The following is a 17555-nucleotide window of genomic DNA, read 5'->3' as shown; positions in this document are numbered from 1 at the left end:
CCCTCAAGTCAAGGGCTGAGGCGCTCCCAACTCTCGTCCATCTGATTGCGAAACCACGTCATCTGCCGTTTGGCATATTGCCGCGTTGCCGCAGCTCCGGTTTCAAGAACGGCGGCGCGCGCCATCTCCCCCTTCAGCATGGCAGCGATCTGCGATACGCCGATCGCCTTCATCACCGGCATCTCAACTGACAATTCCAGCGCCAGAAGAGATCGGACTTCTTCCTCCGCGCCCATTGCAAGCATCTTCTCGAAACGGCCGTTGATGCGTTGATGCAACACCTCACGATCAGGCAGCACGATGATCTTCCGCGCACGCTCGGGATCAATCACGACAGGCCCCGCCTTGCCTTGAAAGGCGGCTATCGACTGGCCTGTCGCTTCGATGACTTCCAGAGCGCGGACGATGCGCTGACCGTCCTGAGGGTTGAGGCTCGCAGCCATGGGTTCGTCGCGACCTGAAAGCTCGCGGTGCAGGACCTCGGCTCCCTCCGCCAGCAATCGCGCGCGCAGACGACCGCGAATCCCGGAGGGGATAGAAGGCATATCCGAAAGACCACCCGTCAGCGCCTTGAAGTAAAGCCCTGTTCCGCCGACGAAAACGGGCAATCGCCCCTCGCCGCGCAAGCGCTCCACCAATTCGGTCGCCTCGCGCAACCAGACGCCCGTGGAATAGGCCTGTCCCGCCGGGACATGCCCGTAAAGATAATGCGGAATGCCTTGCATATCCTCTTCGGAGGGTCGCGCCGTCAGCACGCGCAAAGTGTCGTAGACTTGCATGCTGTCGGCATTAATGACGACGCCGTCATGCGAACGCGCCAATTCGACCGCAAGCGCGGACTTGCCGCTGGCGGTCGGCCCGGTTATCAGGATCGCGTCGATATTGCTCATAAGGTTTCTGCTCATGACCTTCGTTGCCACGCTTATTGCCAATCCGTCAAACCCCGTTCTCGTTCCGGCCATTGCCGAACAGGCGGCGGAAGCCGTGAAAGCCTCCGGGCTCTACTGGCTGGCGGATGGTATCGCTTGCGATATCGCCCTGCGTGACGGCACCGACCTCCAGGCAGCAGAAGCCAGTATCCTGGCCGTGATCGGCAGCAAGCCGATCGATCTGGTGATTCAGGATGCCGAAACCCGCCGCAAAAAGCTGCTGATCGCCGATATGGACTCCACCATGATCGGCCAGGAATGCATCGATGAGCTCGCCGCCGAAGTCGGCCTCAAGGAGAAGGTTGCCGATATTACGGCACGTGCCATGAACGGCGAGATCGCCTTCGAACCGGCGCTGCGCGAGCGCGTAGCACTGCTCAAGGGACTGCCGCTTTCTGTCGTCGACGAAGTCATCGCCAAACGCATCACCCTCACGCCGGGCGGTCCCGAGCTGATCGCCACCATGAAGACAAAGGGCTACTACACGGCACTCGTCTCCGGCGGCTTCACGGTCTTCACCAGCCGCATCGCGGCGACGCTGGGCTTTGATGAAAACCGCGCCAATATCCTGCTGGAAGAAAACGGCTTTTTGACCGGCTTCGTTGCGGAACCCATTCTCGGCAAGCAGGCCAAAGTCGATGCCCTGAACGAGATTGCAGAAGAACTCGGCATCTCCACCGACGACGCCATGGCCGTTGGCGACGGTGCCAATGATCTTGGCATGCTACAGCTTGCCGGCTCCGGGGTCGCGCTGCACGCCAAGCCGACCGTTTCCGCACAGGCCAGGATGCGCATCGACCATGGCGACTTGACCGCCCTGCTCTACATCCAGGGCTATCGGAAGACAGACTTCGTCAAACCGTAACATCGGCAGGCTGCTGAAATCGGAGGCACTGATGATCATCACCGAAACCGAGCGCCTGATTATCCGTAACTGGCGCGAGACAGATCGCGATCTGGCCTACGAGATCAACTCCGATGAAGCCGTCATGGAGTTCTTCCCCTTCCGCCGCAGCCGCGCGGAAGCCGACGCCTTCTTCGATCGCGTTCATTCCATGATCGCCGAAACCGGGCTTGGTCTCTACGTACTGGAGTTGAAGGCCACTGGCGAGACGATCGGCTATTGTGGTCTGATGCGGGCGGATCACCTGGAGCCATTCATTCCGGCTGGAACGGTCGAGATCGGCTGGCGGCTGGTGGTCCGGCAATGGGGCAAGGGCCTCGTCAGCGAAGCGGCGCGCGCTCTTCTGGCGCACGGCTTCGAAACGCTCGGCCTCGATCAGATCGTTTCCTTTGCAGTACATAACAACGTCAGATCGACCTCTGTGATGCAGAGGATCGGCTTACAGCGCGTCACCGGCGGCGACTTCGATCACCCGGGCGTGCCCGACACCCATCCTCACCTCAAGCCTCACGTCCTCTATCGTCTGACGGCAACGGAGTGGCGTTCCGGGCGATGACATCAATCGAAACATCAAGGCTGGTATTACGCCCCTGCCGCGAGGAAGATCACGATCTGTTTTTCGAACTCAGTTCCGATTCCGAAGTCCTTGAATTTTTTCCGTTTCGCCGCAGCCGCGAAGATGCCGATGCAATCTTCACGATGATCAGGGATATGACGCCCGAACCCGGTTTCGATCTTCTGGTGATGACCTTGAAGGAGAGTGGCGAGGCGATCGGATTATGCGGCCTCTCGAAGCCGAAGCTCGAACCCTATCTGCCCGCGGAAACGGTGGAGATCGGCTGGCGCATCGCGGCACGACATTGGGGCAAGGGTTATGCCACCGAAGCCGGCATCGCTTTGCTGCACTACGCCTTCAACACGTTGAAACTCAACGAGATGGTGGGGATCGCCGTGGAAAGCAATCTCGCGGTGCTGGCGGTCATGCGGAACATCGGCATGAAGTCGGATCCTGCCTGCGATTTCGACCATCCGCAGATTCCGGACACACATCCCCATTTAAAGCGGCACACGGTCTATCGCCTGAGCGCCGCCGAATGGCACGCGCTACAGGCGGGGCAAGCGCCGCGCTGAACCGCTATTCCAGCGCAACGGCAATGAACCGCAAGTCACCATTCGGAGACGCGATCATCAATTGGGCATTGCGCCGCCCTTCGCGCTTCAGCGAAGAAACCTTGTCCGAAGCAGCACTTGGCGTCTGGACGAACTCCTGCGCCACCTCGACCACGACATCTCCCGCCTTCAAGCCCTTTTCGGCAGCCGCCGAACCCGGTGCAACTTCGGTGATGACCACGCCATCGACGCTATCGGCGATGCCGAAGCTTTTGCGATTTTCGGCGGTCAGCTTTGCCAGCTTCATGCCAAGCACGGTCGAGCTTGCCTGTGCCGGCGGCTGGGCTTGCGGCGATTGCTGTGGATTGTCGCCCTGATCCTGGCCATCCATGCCGTCGTCATCGCCGTCATCGCTGCCGTTGGGATTGATGACCCCGTCGTGATTGCCGTTGCTGTCAGGCGCCAGCTGTGGCTTCTGGCCACCCTTGTCGCTACTTGCAGCGGCGGCCTGGGTGCTGTCTTCCTGCCGGCCAAGCGTCACCTTGACGGTCTGCTCCTTGCCTTCACGGTAAATGACGACATCGACTTCCTTGCCGACCGGGCTTTCGGCAACGATGCGCAACAGGTCGCGCATCTCGTCTACTTCCTTACCATCGAATTTCAGGATGACGTCGCCAGCCTTGATGCTGCCATTGTCGACCGGGCCGCCCTTGATGATGCCAGCCACGAGCGCGCCCTTGGCGCTACCGAGACCAAGGCTGTTGGCGACATCGTCAGTGACCGGCTGAATGCGCACGCCAAGCCAGCCGCGACGCGTCTCGCCGAAATCCCTGAGCTGATTGACGACACCTTCGGCCAGCTCAGACGGAACGGCAAAGCCGATACCGATCGAACCGCCGCTCGGAGAGATAATGGCCGTGTTGATACCGATCACCTCACCCTTCATGTTGAAGAGCGGGCCGCCGGAGTTGCCCTTGTTGATCGCCGCATCGGTCTGGATGAAATTGTCGTAGGGGCCGGCATTGATATTACGACCGCGGGCCGAGACGATGCCGATCGTCACGGAACCGCCAAGGCCGAACGGATTGCCGATCGCCATCACCCAGTCGCCGATCCGCATCTTGGAGGAATCGCCGAACTTGACCGCCGTCAACGGATGCTTCGGCTCCACCTTAAGCACGGAAAGATCGGTCTTCGTATCGGTTCCGATCAGTTTGGCCTTGAGCTTCGTGCCGTTCGGGAAGATCGCTTCGATATCGTCGGCGCCTTCGATGACGTGGTTGTTGGTGACAATATATCCCGAAGGATCGATGACGAAGCCCGAGCCGAGCGAGCTCACCTTGCGGTTGCTGTCGTCGTCCTTCTTGTTGTTGAAGAGGTCATTGAATTCATTCTGGTAAGGCGAATTCTCCGGCAACTTCGGCGTCGCCGGACCGTTCCCCTCATCCTTCACTTTCTGCGAGGTGGAGATATTGACGACAGCATCGAGCAGACCGGCGGCCAGATCGGCAACGGAAGCTGGGCCGGCGTTCATTGCCGGGTTCATCGTCATCGTTGGTGCGGCCGCCTGCGTCGCTTGACTGCTGGCGGTTGCCGGCACCTGAGCGCCAGCCGCCGCACCGCTATTTTGCACCTGAGCGAAAGCCTGTTCCGCGCCGCTCGCAACCGGCCCGACAGTCAAGGCTATGCTGGCCAGCAAAGCAAACGAACGGCTGAAAGGCAGGCGATAGATCGGGGCCATCAGGCATCCTCATCAAAAAAGGGAAATCTTGAATAAGCATCAACATAAGGCGGAATGATGAAGCGTGAAATCACCTTTTTGCGATATCCCCGAACCTCAGTCCATTGCGCGGAAGCTATGGCAACGGCGGCACTGCGTCTAACGGAAAAGGGCCGCCGTGAGGCAGCCCTTCGAGTTCACTATGTTTGACGGGATCAATTCGCTGAAGCCGCCGGATTGGCCAGTGCCGGTGCACCTGTATTGGCCGGGGAGCCCGCGGGACTGTCAAAGAACTTGAAGAAGTCCGACTTGTTCGGCGGCAGGACCAGCGTCTTGCCGCCGGAGGCGAATGCCTTGTTGTAGGCCGCCATCGAGCGATAGAACTCGTAGAAGCCAGGGTCGCGTTTCGAAGCATCGGCGAAGATACCGTTGCGCTCGGCTTCACCCTGACCGCGCAGAACTTCCGACTCCTTTTGCGCATCCGCAACGATCTCGACGACCTGGCGGTCTGCAATCGCACGGCGGCGCTGGCCTTCTTCGTTACCCCGCGCACGGATCAGCTCGGCTTCAGCCAGACGCTCCGCCTTCATGCGGTCGAAGGTCTGCTGCGAGACCTCCTGCGTCAGGTCGGTCCGGCGGATACGAACGTCCTCGATATTGAGGCCGAGCGTTTCGGCATCGCGATGCAGGTCGTCGCGCACTTCCGTCATCATCGATGCACGTTCGCTGGATAGCGCAGCATCGAAACTGCGCAGACCGTAGACGCGGCGCAGCGAGGCATCGAGACGGGTTCTAAGCCGTGATTCCGCTGCATCGCGATCACCCGATACCGTTTCGCGGAACTTCCGCGCATCAGCGATCTTGTAGAGGACGAAAGCATCGACCTCGTAGAACTTACCGCCCGAAACCTGAACGCGGATATTGTCCAGATCGAAGCGCAGTTCCTGCTGCTGAATATATTGAACCCGATCGGCGTCCATGAAGGCGAACGGCAGCTTGAAGTACAGACCCGGCTCCGTCTTGACCGCACGAATCTGGCCGAAGCGAAGGACAATCGCCTGTTCGCGGGCATTGACCACGAACACCGAAGAATAGATGAGTAGCAACACCACCGCGAACGCGATGAGGATGGCTGGCAAACGGCTGGACGTCATTGTTTGGCCTCCGGCTGAGTTGCATTGGCAGGCTTGTTGACCTGCTTGCCGACTTCATTCAGAGGCAGATAGGGAACAACACCCTGCTTGTCGTCGATGATGACGCTGTTGGAATTGCCGATAACGGACTCCATGGTTTCAAGGAACAGACGCTTGCGGGTCACTTCCGGCGCCTTGGCGTATTCGTCGTAGATCGAGATGAAGCGCTGAGCCTCACCCTGTGCTTCCTTTACGATACGATCCTTGTAGGCGGCTGCCTCTTCGCGGATCTGTGCTGCACGACCACGCGCCTGACCGAGCTTCTGGTTGGCGTATTGATTGGCCTCTTCCACCTGCTGGTCTTCGTTCTGCTCGGCACGCTGCACCTCGTCGAACGCGTCGGCGACTTCGCGTGGCGGCGAAACGTCTTCGATCGGGACGGCATTGATGGAAATGCCGGCATCGTAGCGGTCCATCGTGTCCTGGATGATGTTTCTGACCTGAACGGCGATTTCCTGGCGGTTGTCGCGATAGATATCCTGCGCGGGACGGCGGCCGACGACTTCGCGCATGGCACTTTCAGCCACCTGCTGCAGCGTCTCGTCGGGGCTCTCTATCTTGAACAGATAGGCCTGCGGGTTGGTTACCGCGTAGAGAACGGAAAACTGGACGTTGACGATGTTCTGATCGCCGGTCAGCATCAGGCCGTTATTAGCCGAGCTGGCGCTCGAGCGGCTGCCGATGTTGCGCTGCTGCTCAGTCACCTTGACGAACTCGACGCGGTCGATCGGCCAGAAATGGAAATGAAGGCCAGGCATGGAGACTTCTTCGCGCGGCTTGCCGAAACGCAATTCCACGCCACGCTCGTCCGGCTGTACCGTATAGACGCACTGGATCAGCCAGAAAACACCGATAATTGCCGCAATAATGAGAAAGACGCCTGCATTGAAGCCACCGGGGACGAGACCCTTCAGACGATCCTGGCCGCGGCGAATAATATCCTCGAGATCCGGAGGTCCTCCGTTGCCGCTTCCGCGCGGCCGGTTTGGTCCTTGCCCCCAAGGTCCCTGGTTATTTCCACCGCCGCCGCCCCATGGGCCACCGCCGCCGCCATTCTGATTGCTCCAAGGCATCAAAACCTCTTTGTTTGTTGACTCCCAGCATCGCGCCAAACCCACGAAATACGTGAGTGGCAGCGATTGCTTCCCGTTATAGGTATCGACGCACCTGCTTTCAACGCGACTTCAGGAACTTCGTCGGAATAACTGGAAAATATTTGATTTTTCGGGGCAGCTTTTACGCTTTTCGCCTGAGATAAACGACGAAACGCGTCGGATATGTGTCTTTCTCGCCAGCCGGTACGGCAAGCTCGCTCTCGACCTGCCAGAGGACGGGATCGATCGTGGGAAAGGACGTATCCCCTTCCACTTCGGCCTCGACATGCGTAATCAGCAGACGGTCCGCCACTGCGATCGACTGCCGATAGATTTCTCCGCCGCCGAGAATGCAGATCTCGTCTGAACCGCTCTCCGCAGCGAGCAGCGACGCCATCTCTATGGCTTCGTCCAGTGAATGCGCCGCCGTCACCCCTTCAGCAGAAAAGCCTGCATCGCGGGTGATGACGACATTCGGCCGGCCGGGCAGCGGCTTGCCAATCGACTCATAGGTCTTGCGTCCCATGATAACGGGTTTGCCGAGGGTCATGGCCTTGAAACGCTTGAGATCGGCCGAGAGCCGCCAGGGCATGTCGCCGTCACGCCCGATGATGCCATTGCGCGAAACGGCGACGACGATGGTTTTAATCGGTTGGCTCATGCTTTCCCCTCAGACGACAATCCATGCCAGTACGAATCGACCGACGACAGCGCCATACGATAGTCGCGACGGCGCAGAAAAAGCACCCCTTTCGATTTACCGTCCGCCATTGTTCAGTTTGTCGAGCTGCTCTGCCAGCAAGCCGCCATGTTCCCGGTCCTCTGCCATCTTTCGATAGAGACCGGCCATGCCCTTGAAGATCAAGGCGGCAGGATCGTCTTCACCGAGGAACTCCGAGATCTCTTCCATCTCGGCAACCCAACGATAGGCTTTAGGATACATGTCCGGAATGGCGCTTGCCAGTTTCGCATCAAGATCCGGTAAGCTCTCCTGCAGCTCGCGTTTCAGGGCCGCATCGGCTCCCGAACGGATCGCGGCAAGCAGCATGGCGGTGCCGAGACCGGTCACGCCCTTATTGATACCGGCATAGCACATTTTCAACGCCGACGCCGCGCCGATCGGTCCATCGATGCGGCGCACCTGCAGGCCGTGTTCGGCGAGCACGGCGCTACTGTCGCCCGCATCGCCGCAAACATAGAGTTTGGGGCCTTTCTGCCCGGCTTTCGGCGGGCCACCGATAATGGAGCCATCAAGAACCGTGCCGCAATCGCTGCCGAAAATTTCCGCGACCTGCTTCATCGTCTGCGGCGAAATCGCATTGCAGTCCATGAATGTGGTTTTCAAGCCGCGCCTGCGGATCGCAGCGGCGGTTTGTTCGGCAACAGCAATCGCCGTGGCAGGCGGTACAATGGAGAGGATGAGTCCTGCGCCCGCGACGGCGTCAAGATCGGCAGGCTGCATGCCGGCCCTCTTTGCCCGCTCTATCGTCACTGCCGAGCGCCCTTCCAGATAGGTCAGCACGCTTACGCCGTTTTCGACAAGGCGTTTCGCAATGGCGCCGCCCATCGCGCCCGCTCCGATGACTGCGATCTCCACGGCCGATCTCCTCTTTTGATATAGGGGAACGGCAGGAGCATAGCGCCTCTTGCTCGACCGAACGAGCGGAATGCCATGCAGTAACGGTAAGTTTAGCTCAGCGCAGATCGCTGGCGCTGCTGATCTACCCAGCCTTATGCCAAGACATCTAAAGGCCTACGTACGACACCTCACGCGTTGCGAAGCACGAGAACGGCATAAATGCATGGCTCCCCGGTCTCGTTTCTGAAAACACAATCCGTCGGCGGACCAAGCTCCAGGCAATCTCCTTCCGACATAACGTGCCGGACATCCCCTTCAAGAAAAGTCAGCCGCCCTTCCAGCACCCATATGAGCTGCCGCATGAAGGCATAGGCCGATGCGGGCATCGGGACTTCAGCTCCCGCAGGCAATTCGATGCGAACCAGATCCAGCGGCAGATCGGACTTCGGGGAGACGTGCCGACGCTTGTAACCAGTCTGCGGATCGATCCAGACGGGTTGCTCCTCCTGGCGCAGAAACCGGCCCTGCTGCATCTCCGCACGCGCCATCAAAGTCGACATGCTGAGGCTGAAGGCACCGGAGAGCTTACCGAGGAGGGTCGCCGTGGGGCTGCTCTCGCCACGCTCGATCTTATGGATCATCGCACGCGAAACGGCAGATCGCTCGGCAAGCTCCGTCAACGACCAGCCGCGGCTCTCGCGCTCGATGCGAATGCGGGCGCCGATGCGCCTTTCGATATCGTCATATTGAGACATATGTAAACTATAGTAGACAATCTCGGAGAGAGCAATCGGCACTGGATGACTTCCGCCGACTACATCACAGGAAGCCATCGACAATATAATGGTCTCGACGCTTTGCGATTTCAGGCCACTTTCCGATTGATAATCAAATCGAATTTCATAAAACCCGTGGAAGCTGCGCCGCTTTTAGCCTTTGGATTCCCATAATAAGATAGTGGACAGACCTATAAATCGGTGTATGACAGTCTGAAACAACAGGATAGGTATCCGTCCAATTTAGTGGATGGCCAATGGGGTTGCCGATGCAAATTCGCGATGCAAGAGAAGAAGATCTCCCGGGGATTACCGCGATCTACAATGACGCCGTCGCCAATACCGCAGCGATCTGGAACGAGACGCAGGTCGACATCGCTAATCGCCGGCTATGGCTGCAGGATCGGCACAAGCTGGGCTATCCGGTGCTGGTGGCGACGAACGATCGAGGCGACGTTATCGGCTATGCCTCCTTCGGCGACTGGCGCGCCTTCGACGGTTATCGGCACACAGTGGAGCATTCCGTCTATGTCCGAAACGATCAATATCGCGGCGGCATTGGCAAGGCACTGATGATCGAGCTGATCGAGCGTGCCCGCGCGATTGGAAAGCATGCGATGGTCGCAGGCATCGAAGCCGGCAATGTGGCTTCGATCAGGCTGCATGAAAAGCTCGGCTTCCAGCAGGTCGGCGTCCTGCCCGAAGTCGGAACCAAGTTCGGACGCTGGCTTGACCTCGCTTTCCTGCAACTGCTGCTCGACAAGCGCTCGGATCCCGATAACGGGCCTGCTGCTTAAAGGCGCACACATCATGCCGATTACGGTGGCAACGCTCATTCTCGCCGGCATATCGCTGGTCTTGCAGAACGCATTGATGGTGCGGATTACCCAGTCGGCATCGACGGTGCTCATCGCGCTGGTCATCAACTCCTCGGTCGGGCTGACGGCGCTGATGCTGATCCTGATTTCCCGCAACGGCCTTGCCGGTCTTGCGGAGGCCGTCGGAGCCATCAGGCCCTGGGCGCTGCTGCCCGGACTGCTGGGCTCGTTCTTCGTCTTTGCGGGTATCCTTGGCTACCAACGGCTCGGCGCCGCTCCCACCATAGCCGTGCTCGTCGCCAGCCAGTTGCTGGCCGGCCTGGCATTCGATGCCACCATCTCGGGAAAACTGACCAACCTCAGCGCGTCGCAGCTTGTCGGAGCATTCCTGCTCGTGACCGGCGCCGTGCTCGTTGCCGGCCGGAATGCCTAAAGCGCTTCGCGATCTTTCAGATACGCTCTCCGCGCTTTAAGCCCTTATTTTGCTCATGTCGTTGTCGCAAAACCGCTGCACGCTTTTGTGCGGCAAGCTTCAGACTGCAACTTCCGCTGCGATCGCAGCATGCGGCTCGTAGCCGGTGACCTCGAAATCCTCGATGCGGTAATCATCGATGCTGTCTGGCCGGCGAAGCAGACGCAAGGTCGGGAAAGGTTTGGGTTCACGGCTGAGCTGTTCGCGGATTGCATCCAGGTGGTTGAGATAGAGATGCACATCGCCGCCGGACCACACGAGCTCGCCCATATCCATATCGACCTGCTGCGCAACCATGGCCAGCAACGCCGCCTGCTGGCAGATATTGAAGGGATTGCCGAGGAAGAGGTCGCACGAGCGCTGGAAGACCATCAGGCTGAGGCGCGGACGCCGACCATCCGTGCCGGATATGTTCGAGACGTGGAACTGATACACCATGTGGCAAGGGTGCAGCGCCATATCGGCCAGCTCCCCGACATTCCAGGCGTGAAAGATCATCCGCCGGCTGCTCGGATTGGTCTTCAGATCATTGATGACCGTGGCGAGCTGGTCGTGCACCCGGCCCTCCGCATCGCGCCACTGCCGCCACTGCTTGCCGTAAACCGGGCCGAGATCGCCCCATTGCAGCGCGAAGGCCTCATCCTCCAAAATCCGCTTTTCAAAGGTGACCTGATCGATCTCTTCTCCGGTCGCCTTACGATATTTGGCGAGCGGCCAATCGGTCCAGATGCGCACATTCTCCTTGAGGAGATTGCGGATATTCGTGTCACCGGTCAGGAACCAAAGCATCTCCTTGACGGCAAGCTTCCAATAGACACGCTTGGTGGTGAAGATCGGGATCTGCCCCTTCGAAAGATCGAAGCGCATCATCGCACCGAGGCCACTCAACGTGCCGACACCGGTCCGATCGATCCGGCGGTCGCCATGTTCGAGCAGGTGCTCCATCAGGTCGAGATATTGATACTCTGGGTGACGAGCCATCTTCCGCTCCGAAATCGCTTGAATTTTGCGGACAGCCAAATGCACCGACGATTATCTACCGTCGCCTGCCCGGCCGATTCCCTTTTCGCGATTTTAGTGACAAGCGGGCATGAAACCAACCGCAACGCAAAGTAATTCAGGCAAATCTCGCCTGAGCCACCGCAAACCGATGTTTCGGCGAAGCATTTATGACAATTGCCCTTCCCTTCGCCTGCGGAAAACACTATATCCACCCTTGCCGGTCTTCGGGCCGGCTATGGCGATAAATGAGCGGTGTAATAAACCTATTGGACCCGGGGGCGGTACCCGGCGCCTCCACCAAAAACCGGCCGGCAAGACTGGCGACAGACCGGCTTTTGATGGGGGCGAAACAGGATCGACAAGGGTGTAAAGATCGACTTTTTGCTCGGCATTGTACCGCCGTTATCGGGCTAAAATTGTAGTTGCAAACGACAACTATGCGGAAGCTCGTCTCGCTGCTTAATCGCGGTGTGACACTTCAAATAAAGTCCTAAGGGGTCGCACTCTTAGGCGGGGTTCGAAGGCACCTGGCAACAGAAGCCTTCACCTTATCTTTCATTGCTATATTATAGTAAGACCGAGCGATGACTCGCGCACGGGGCTTTCCCCTTGGCGTCGAGCGTGGCATAAGCCTTAGAAAAAGCATGGGCTAACGAAAGACAGGAAAGTATGGCGCAGGATCATATCCGCTACGATATTTTGGCACAGGACGCCCTGCGTGGAGTCATACGCAAGGTGTTGACCGAAGTCGGCGCGACCGGCCGTCTGCCCGGCGATCATCATTTCTTCATTACCTTCCTGACAGGCGCTCCCGGCGTGCGCATCTCGCAGCACCTGAAGTCGAAGTACCCGGAGCAGATGACCATCGTCATCCAGCACCAGTTCTGGGATCTGAAGGTCACTGAGAGCCTGTTCGAGATCGGCCTCTCCTTCTCCGACGTTCCGGAAAAGCTGGTTATCCCGTTCAACGCCGTTCGCGGCTTTTACGATCCGTCCGTCAACTTCGAGCTGGAGTTCGATGTGCCGCTGGCAGACGACGAGGAAATCACCACCAGCGAGATCACCGCCTATCCGGTACCTGCCGAAGGCGCGGACGAGCCGGCTGCAGCTCCCAAGGATGGCGAGGAAAAGAAGCCCGGCTCCGTCGTCTCTCTCGACGCATTCCGCAAGAAGCAATAGGCATATCCGGGGGAGCATCTGCTTCCCCTTTTCATATGGAAAAGGGATAGACCGATGAGCGCGGAAATTGTCAATCTGCGTCAGTTTCGCAAGAAGCAGGCCCGCTCCGAGAAGGAAAAGCAGGCCGAGCAGAATCGCATCAGCTTCGGCCGCACCAAGACGGAAAAGAACTTGACCAAGGCGCTCAACGAGAAGGCGGAAAAAGCCCACGAAGCCGGTCACATCGAGACGCCAAAGCCCGATAAGTGATCGCGCCAAGAGTATAAAAAACTTCCAAAATCAGTTGCTTACTTCAGCATTTTGAATCATTTTGAGAAATACCCCCGTCTTTTCCGATTTGATCGATTCACCGATGATCCGTAAACATTCCGCGACGCTGCATGGCCATCGCACGAGCTTTTCCCTTGAGGATGCCTTCTGGACAGAACTGAAGGCGATTGCAAATGCGCGCAGCATCTCGCTTGCTGCGCTGATCTCCGAGATCGACGACGGCCGCGAAGCGGGCAGCAACCTCTCGTCTGCACTTCGCCTCTACGTTCTCAAGTGGCTGAAAGACCGCCATTAGGCCAGGGCTGCAAGAAACCAAAGACGTTGTGCCGTGCGCGACGTCGCGCTTATGCACGCCTTGGCCAAGTGCATGGACAATTCAGGAACGCACCATCGGATGTAGCCCTCCGGTATCCCGTGACCAAGCTACGGTGCTATTGAATGCCGCCAGGCAACTCGTTGAAATTGAGGGGAGCAGGAGTTTTCGGTGTCTGCGCGTTGGGCGCAGGTGCCGGCTGAGCCTCAGCTTTGGCGCGCTGCTCCGCCGCAGCCTTTGCCTTCGCGTCCTCGGCCGCCTGCCTTGCCTTGGCTTCCTCCTCAGCCTGCCTGGCCTTGACGTCTTCTTCGGCCTGCTTTTCCGCAGCGGCTTGCCGAGCTATATCACGCAGCCGCGTCTCTTCGGCGCGGCGCTGCTGCTCGATGGCCGCATCACGTTGGCGCTGGGCCTCGCGCACGGCAGCCGTATATTTGTAAAGCGACACCTCACGCCGAAGCCGCTGCTTCTCCAGCACATTGGCCTGTAAGCGCTCGACACGCCGCCGTTCGCGCTCGAAGGCCCGAACGGAGAGGAAGCTGGTAATGTCGGTCACATCCATCGTTCGCCCCGGCGTTGCAAGCGGCCCGGCGAAATCGAGGCGTAGAGCCGGCTCAGCGCCACTCTGCGCTTCGCTTCCGGCCTTAAAGCTAATCCCAAGGGATCCGCGCATCCGCTCGTCCGACAGGCTGATTTCTGCATTGCCCGAAAGCTTCGCCATGTCGTTGCTGACAACAATGTTGGTGGCGCGCGCAACGCCCGCAGAAATATTGAAGGGTATGCTGGTCGGCGCCAACACCGCCTCGCCATTGTTGAGCAGCGTCTGCACGATCGGCAAAACCTTGTCGGCTGTGATCTCGCCCTGAATTTGATCCGTGGCCGATAGCAATGGCGACAGGACGGACAGATTGAGGCCACGCACATGCGCCTCACCGAGCTTGATCTCGCCCGAGCCGCTGGCGTTTGCAGCAAGCTCGGCAATGCTCTTGCCGCTCGCCTCGACATTCATCCCCAGACCGAAGCGACCGCTGGCAAGCGGCGCGCCATCGCGTTGCCAGACAACAGCGGCCAGATCACCGTTGACGAGGTTGAGCTTCGTCTGCATCAGGCCCGTGCCGTCGGAATTGGCGAGCATCAGGCTGCCGTTCAACGTGCCGCCATTCCAGCCGCCGGCCAGATCGTTCAGACGAAACTCCTCGCCCTTGTAGACCACATTGCCGGTGAAGTTCGAAATCCGTCCGAATATGCCGGGCCACACCTGCTTTGCCGAAAGCTTGAGCGCAATATCAAGCCCTGTGAAGGCCGGCAGACCAAGCTTCTCCTTAGAGAGATTTCCCGTTTTGGGATCCTCCATCGGCCCGTAGATCGCCTCCGCGAGCCAGCCGAGATCCATCTTGTCTAGCGCCAGCTCGCCCGTCGCCTTGATATTGGCAGCCTTTCTGTCGAGCGTGAACACGCCCGACACATTGTTGTCTGCGAGCAGCCCCTTCATGTCGGACAGCACGATCTTGTCCGGGCTCAGAGCTGCATTGGCCTGGAACTTGACGGGCAGTCCGCTGCCCATCTGCGGCACCCCAATGCCGTTCATCACGAAATAGGGATCGATATCGGCGCTTTCGAGAGACAAGGCGATATTGCCGTTGAGGAAACTGTCGGGGCGCACATCGACCTTGCCGTTCGCCGTAAACGACGTCTTGTCGGTGGCAAAAGTCAACGCAGCGTCAGCCGGATCCGTACCGCTGGCGGAAACCTTCAGCGTCAGGCGGCCATTGGCATCGGCTTCGACCGGCAGCGGATCAAGCCCGGCTTGGCCAAACACAATCGAGGTGATGGAGTTTTCGAGCGTCCCCTCTAGCGTCGTCGTCCCCTTGCCGGTGAAAGCCGAAAGATCCGACATGCGGTAGTCGAAATTAACGCGGCTGCCGTTGGAGACGCCGGCCAATGTCACGGTCAGCGCATTGTCCTGATCGCCGCCAAGCGTTACCGCGCCACGAAGAGCGGTATTCCCATACCATGCAGCATTGCGCACCAACCTGTCCATTACCGGGTGATGCGGTAGATGCTGGCGCAGCATCTCGAAGAACGGCCCAGGGTCCGCGGCCTTGAAAGTGATTTCGCCCGATCCCTTGTAGTCCGACGGCGAGCCCTCTGCCCGCCCGGTCGCGGTGATCTCGGCGCCGGCAACATTGCGAACGGCCAGCTTATCGAGTGTGAGCGAGCCGTCGGCAATCGAAAACGAAGTGTCGACATTGTCTGCCGGCACGCCGAAAGCCATGAACTTCCCGGCTTGCAGATGCGCAGTGATGTGGTGATCGAACAGAGATTCGTCGCTGTTCTGGCCAGTCAGAAGCCCAGTCAACGCCCTTAGCGCGTCGAGATCGAGTGCGTCGCCCGAAAGGTCAACGGCAAGCTTCGGAGTGGTTTTGCCGCCTGGCGCCACGCGATCGAGCCTGCCCTTCAGCGTCGCAGCGCCGATCGCGATCTCTAGATTCTCAAAGCGCTGCGCATCGTGGCGCAGGCTGACATCGGCGGAGAACCCGGCCTGCCGCAACTGGCGAATGGAGGGATCGACGGATCCCACCAGCCAAGAAGCAAGCCCGGAGGGCTGGTTCGACGCAACAACCAGATTGCCGACGAAATTCGGCTCGCCTTGCAGCACCAGATTGCCACGCGCTTCAACCTGTGTGCGCCCCGGCAGCATGCCGATAGAATGATCGATCTTCCATCCCGTTCCCGCCGGTTCCAGATCGAGCTGAACGTCACGGATGGTCGTATCGCCGGCAACGATCGCCGGCAGGCGGAATGTCGCCTTGCCCGGTACCTGCGGCACCGGAATCTCGGCCGCGATCGCGATCAGATTGTTGAGGCGCTGACGAGCCGAAACCGCCGGGTTTCTGTTGGTCTTACCATTGGCACCCTTGCTGTTGCCAAGCCGATTGACGTCGATCTGCTGCCCGTCAGCAGTCAGCAAGAACTCCGGCTTGGAGCCGGTATCCAGCGTCGCCTCGCCCGTGACCACATAGGGATCATCATCTGCACCGACTTCGAGGCGGTATTCCGGCACGCGAATACGATCATTCGTCAGTTCGAAACGACCCTTGATGCGGGGCTGTGCCTTCTGATCGCCAGAATTGCGCGACTGCTTGTCGTTGACCCCCGCCGTGAAGGATCCCATGTAGTCGGGCTTGCTGTTGACCAGCTTCAACTCGCCGTCGAGATCGACATTGAGGGGATGGCGGTCAGGCATCAATCGCGTGCGGACGCGCAGGACGCCATTATCATCCGGCTGGCTGCTCGAAACCGTGAAATTGCCGTGCTCGCCATCGAGTGCTGCATCACCTTCGATGCGCCACGGGCCGGCAAGCGATCTCGCGGACATCTGGGCATTGAGGTTTGCCACGTGCCGGGTGCGGCCCGACTGCTCGTCGATAAAGACGATATCGCCGTTTTCGACATGCACGCTTTCAAGCACCACGGACTTTGCCGGGATCTCGGGCTGACTGCCGCGCATCCAGTCCAGCGTGCCGTCCTTCAGTAGCCGCAGACGCACTTTGGGCTTCGATACCCGCATGTCGAAGATCAGCGCCTCGCCGGAAAGGAAAGGCGCGAGCTCGGCATCCATGGAGAATTCGGCAATCTGCACCAGCGGCGTGCCATCGGCCTCCTGGCCGACTCGCACATCATGCAACGTCACGGATGGAAACGGCAGCAGGCGCGCATCGACGGTGCCGTGAACGGTCACCTTCTTGCCGATAATACGGCTCGCCTGATCCTCGAAATTCTTGCGAAAATCGGTCCAGTCTATGAAGAGCGGAGCAAGCAGTGCCAGAAACAGCACCACCACAAGCAACCCACCCAGAAAAACCAGGACCCTTCCCAACAACGCTAGCCGTCTCCAATCTTCATTCCGAATAGACGATGAACCTCAGTCTATCCAAGCACATACACTACATCGCCCCGGATACGCACGTCTCTATTGTCTCTCAACCAAGAATCGCACCCATTTCCCGAGGCTTGCCGCAGAATTCAGCCCTTCCTGGCCGCTTTCCATGACATAAATTGGGAAAAGTCGCTGCAGCCTAGAGCATGATGCCGAAAAGTGTAAGCGGATTTCCGACGACATTATGCCCTACTCCCTTGATTCTAGGGCGAATTCGGATCTCGGATCGATTTGGCCTAAAATCGGCCGGCTGCGGCGC

17 protein-coding genes and 1 other RNA gene are annotated in these 17555 nt (G+C 59.0%); 9 read left to right on the top strand and 9 right to left on the bottom strand.

Annotation, left to right across the window (positions count from 1 at the left end; all coding sequences use genetic code 11):
• Nucleotides 1-8 precede the first annotated feature (8 nt).
• Entirely contained in the window at nucleotides 9-905 is an 897-nt protein-coding gene (miaA, locus tag GGD46_RS11230) for a tRNA (adenosine(37)-N6)-dimethylallyltransferase MiaA (RefSeq protein WP_184703853.1), read from the bottom strand.
• On the opposite strand from miaA, the gene serB reads away from it, so the two are divergent.
• From serB to GGD46_RS11215, 3 genes are read left to right on the top strand one after another with little or no spacing between them, the layout of a single operon-like run.
• Nucleotides 904-1794 (top strand): phosphoserine phosphatase SerB, encoded by an 891-nt coding sequence (gene serB, locus GGD46_RS11225; RefSeq protein ID WP_184703852.1) that lies wholly within the window; start codon nucleotides 904-906, stop codon nucleotides 1792-1794. The two genes, miaA and serB, sit on opposite strands and share 2 nt — an antisense overlap.
• A 31-nt stretch (nucleotides 1795-1825) precedes the next feature.
• Nucleotides 1826-2389, top strand: coding sequence for a GNAT family N-acetyltransferase (locus GGD46_RS11220; protein WP_184703851.1), 564 nt, complete (start codon nucleotides 1826-1828; stop codon nucleotides 2387-2389).
• Nucleotides 2386-2964 carry a GNAT family N-acetyltransferase gene (locus tag GGD46_RS11215; RefSeq protein WP_184703850.1) on the top strand — a complete coding sequence of 193 codons (579 nt, stop codon included), beginning with the start codon at nucleotides 2386-2388 and terminating at the stop codon, nucleotides 2962-2964. Before GGD46_RS11220 ends, GGD46_RS11215 begins: the two co-directional genes overlap by 4 nt.
• Before the next feature lie 4 nt (nucleotides 2965-2968).
• Here GGD46_RS11215 and GGD46_RS11210 read toward each other — a convergent pair whose 3' ends face one another.
• From GGD46_RS11210 to GGD46_RS11185, 6 genes are all read right to left on the bottom strand, one after another.
• Complete coding sequence (locus GGD46_RS11210; protein ID WP_184703849.1) at nucleotides 2969-4684, bottom strand: Do family serine endopeptidase; 1716 nt, start codon at nucleotides 4682-4684, stop codon at nucleotides 2969-2971.
• A gap of 194 nt (nucleotides 4685-4878) precedes the next feature.
• Complete coding sequence (gene hflC / locus GGD46_RS11205; protein ID WP_184703848.1) at nucleotides 4879-5817, bottom strand: protease modulator HflC; 939 nt, start codon at nucleotides 5815-5817, stop codon at nucleotides 4879-4881.
• Nucleotides 5814-6929 carry an FtsH protease activity modulator HflK gene (gene hflK, locus GGD46_RS11200; RefSeq protein ID WP_184703847.1) on the bottom strand — a complete coding sequence of 372 codons (1116 nt, stop codon included), beginning with the start codon at nucleotides 6927-6929 and terminating at the stop codon, nucleotides 5814-5816. The genes hflC and hflK overlap by 4 nt, the downstream gene beginning before the upstream one ends.
• Nucleotides 6930-7092: 163 nt before the next feature.
• The gene (locus GGD46_RS11195; protein WP_184703846.1) at nucleotides 7093-7611 is read right to left on the bottom strand and encodes a dihydrofolate reductase; all 519 of its coding nucleotides are present in this window, start codon (nucleotides 7609-7611) and stop codon (nucleotides 7093-7095) included.
• Nucleotides 7612-7707: 96 nt separating this feature from the next.
• Complete coding sequence (locus GGD46_RS11190) at nucleotides 7708-8547, bottom strand: NAD(P)-dependent oxidoreductase (protein ID WP_184703845.1); 840 nt, start codon at nucleotides 8545-8547, stop codon at nucleotides 7708-7710.
• A 170-nt stretch (nucleotides 8548-8717) separates the two neighbouring features.
• The gene (locus GGD46_RS11185) at nucleotides 8718-9284 is read right to left on the bottom strand and encodes a helix-turn-helix domain-containing protein (protein ID WP_184704250.1); all 567 of its coding nucleotides are present in this window, start codon (nucleotides 9282-9284) and stop codon (nucleotides 8718-8720) included.
• A 290-nt stretch (nucleotides 9285-9574) separates the two neighbouring features.
• Between GGD46_RS11185 and GGD46_RS11180 the strand changes: the two genes are divergently transcribed.
• Together GGD46_RS11180 and GGD46_RS11175 are read left to right on the top strand one after the other, a co-directional pair.
• On the top strand, nucleotides 9575-10102 hold the full coding sequence (locus tag GGD46_RS11180) for a GNAT family N-acetyltransferase (RefSeq protein ID WP_184703844.1): 528 nt from the start codon (nucleotides 9575-9577) through the stop codon (nucleotides 10100-10102).
• Nucleotides 10103-10115: 13 nt separating this feature from the next.
• Complete coding sequence (locus tag GGD46_RS11175) at nucleotides 10116-10556, top strand: DMT family transporter (protein WP_184703843.1); 441 nt, start codon at nucleotides 10116-10118, stop codon at nucleotides 10554-10556.
• A gap of 99 nt (nucleotides 10557-10655) precedes the next feature.
• Here GGD46_RS11175 and thyA read toward each other — a convergent pair whose 3' ends face one another.
• Nucleotides 10656-11576 carry a thymidylate synthase gene (gene thyA / locus GGD46_RS11170; RefSeq protein ID WP_184703842.1) on the bottom strand — a complete coding sequence of 307 codons (921 nt, stop codon included), beginning with the start codon at nucleotides 11574-11576 and terminating at the stop codon, nucleotides 10656-10658.
• Nucleotides 11577-11773: 197 nt separating this feature from the next.
• On the opposite strand from thyA, the gene ssrA reads away from it, so the two are divergent.
• From ssrA to GGD46_RS11150, 4 genes are all read left to right on the top strand, one after another.
• Nucleotides 11774-12145, top strand: a transfer-messenger RNA (tmRNA) gene (ssrA, locus tag GGD46_RS11165).
• Between the two features lie 121 nt (nucleotides 12146-12266).
• The gene (locus tag GGD46_RS11160) at nucleotides 12267-12776 is read left to right on the top strand and encodes an SspB family protein (protein ID WP_184703841.1); all 510 of its coding nucleotides are present in this window, start codon (nucleotides 12267-12269) and stop codon (nucleotides 12774-12776) included.
• A 54-nt stretch (nucleotides 12777-12830) separates the two neighbouring features.
• Nucleotides 12831-13025 carry a DUF4169 family protein gene (locus GGD46_RS11155; RefSeq protein WP_184703840.1) on the top strand — a complete coding sequence of 65 codons (195 nt, stop codon included), beginning with the start codon at nucleotides 12831-12833 and terminating at the stop codon, nucleotides 13023-13025.
• 103 nt (nucleotides 13026-13128) lie between these two features.
• Nucleotides 13129-13341, top strand: a complete 213-nt coding sequence (locus tag GGD46_RS11150; protein WP_184703839.1) for a ribbon-helix-helix domain-containing protein — start codon at nucleotides 13129-13131, stop codon at nucleotides 13339-13341.
• 136 nt (nucleotides 13342-13477) lie between these two features.
• Here GGD46_RS11150 and GGD46_RS11145 read toward each other — a convergent pair whose 3' ends face one another.
• Complete coding sequence (locus tag GGD46_RS11145; RefSeq protein ID WP_184703838.1) at nucleotides 13478-17239, bottom strand: AsmA family protein; 3762 nt, start codon at nucleotides 17237-17239, stop codon at nucleotides 13478-13480.
• Between the last annotated feature and the right edge of the window lie 316 nt (nucleotides 17240-17555).

Source organism: Martinezella lusitana (assembly GCF_014207095.1).
Classification (GTDB): Bacteria; Pseudomonadota; Alphaproteobacteria; order Rhizobiales; family Rhizobiaceae; genus Rhizobium; species Rhizobium lusitanum_B.
This window is presented reverse-complemented; position numbering and strand designations above follow the sequence as displayed.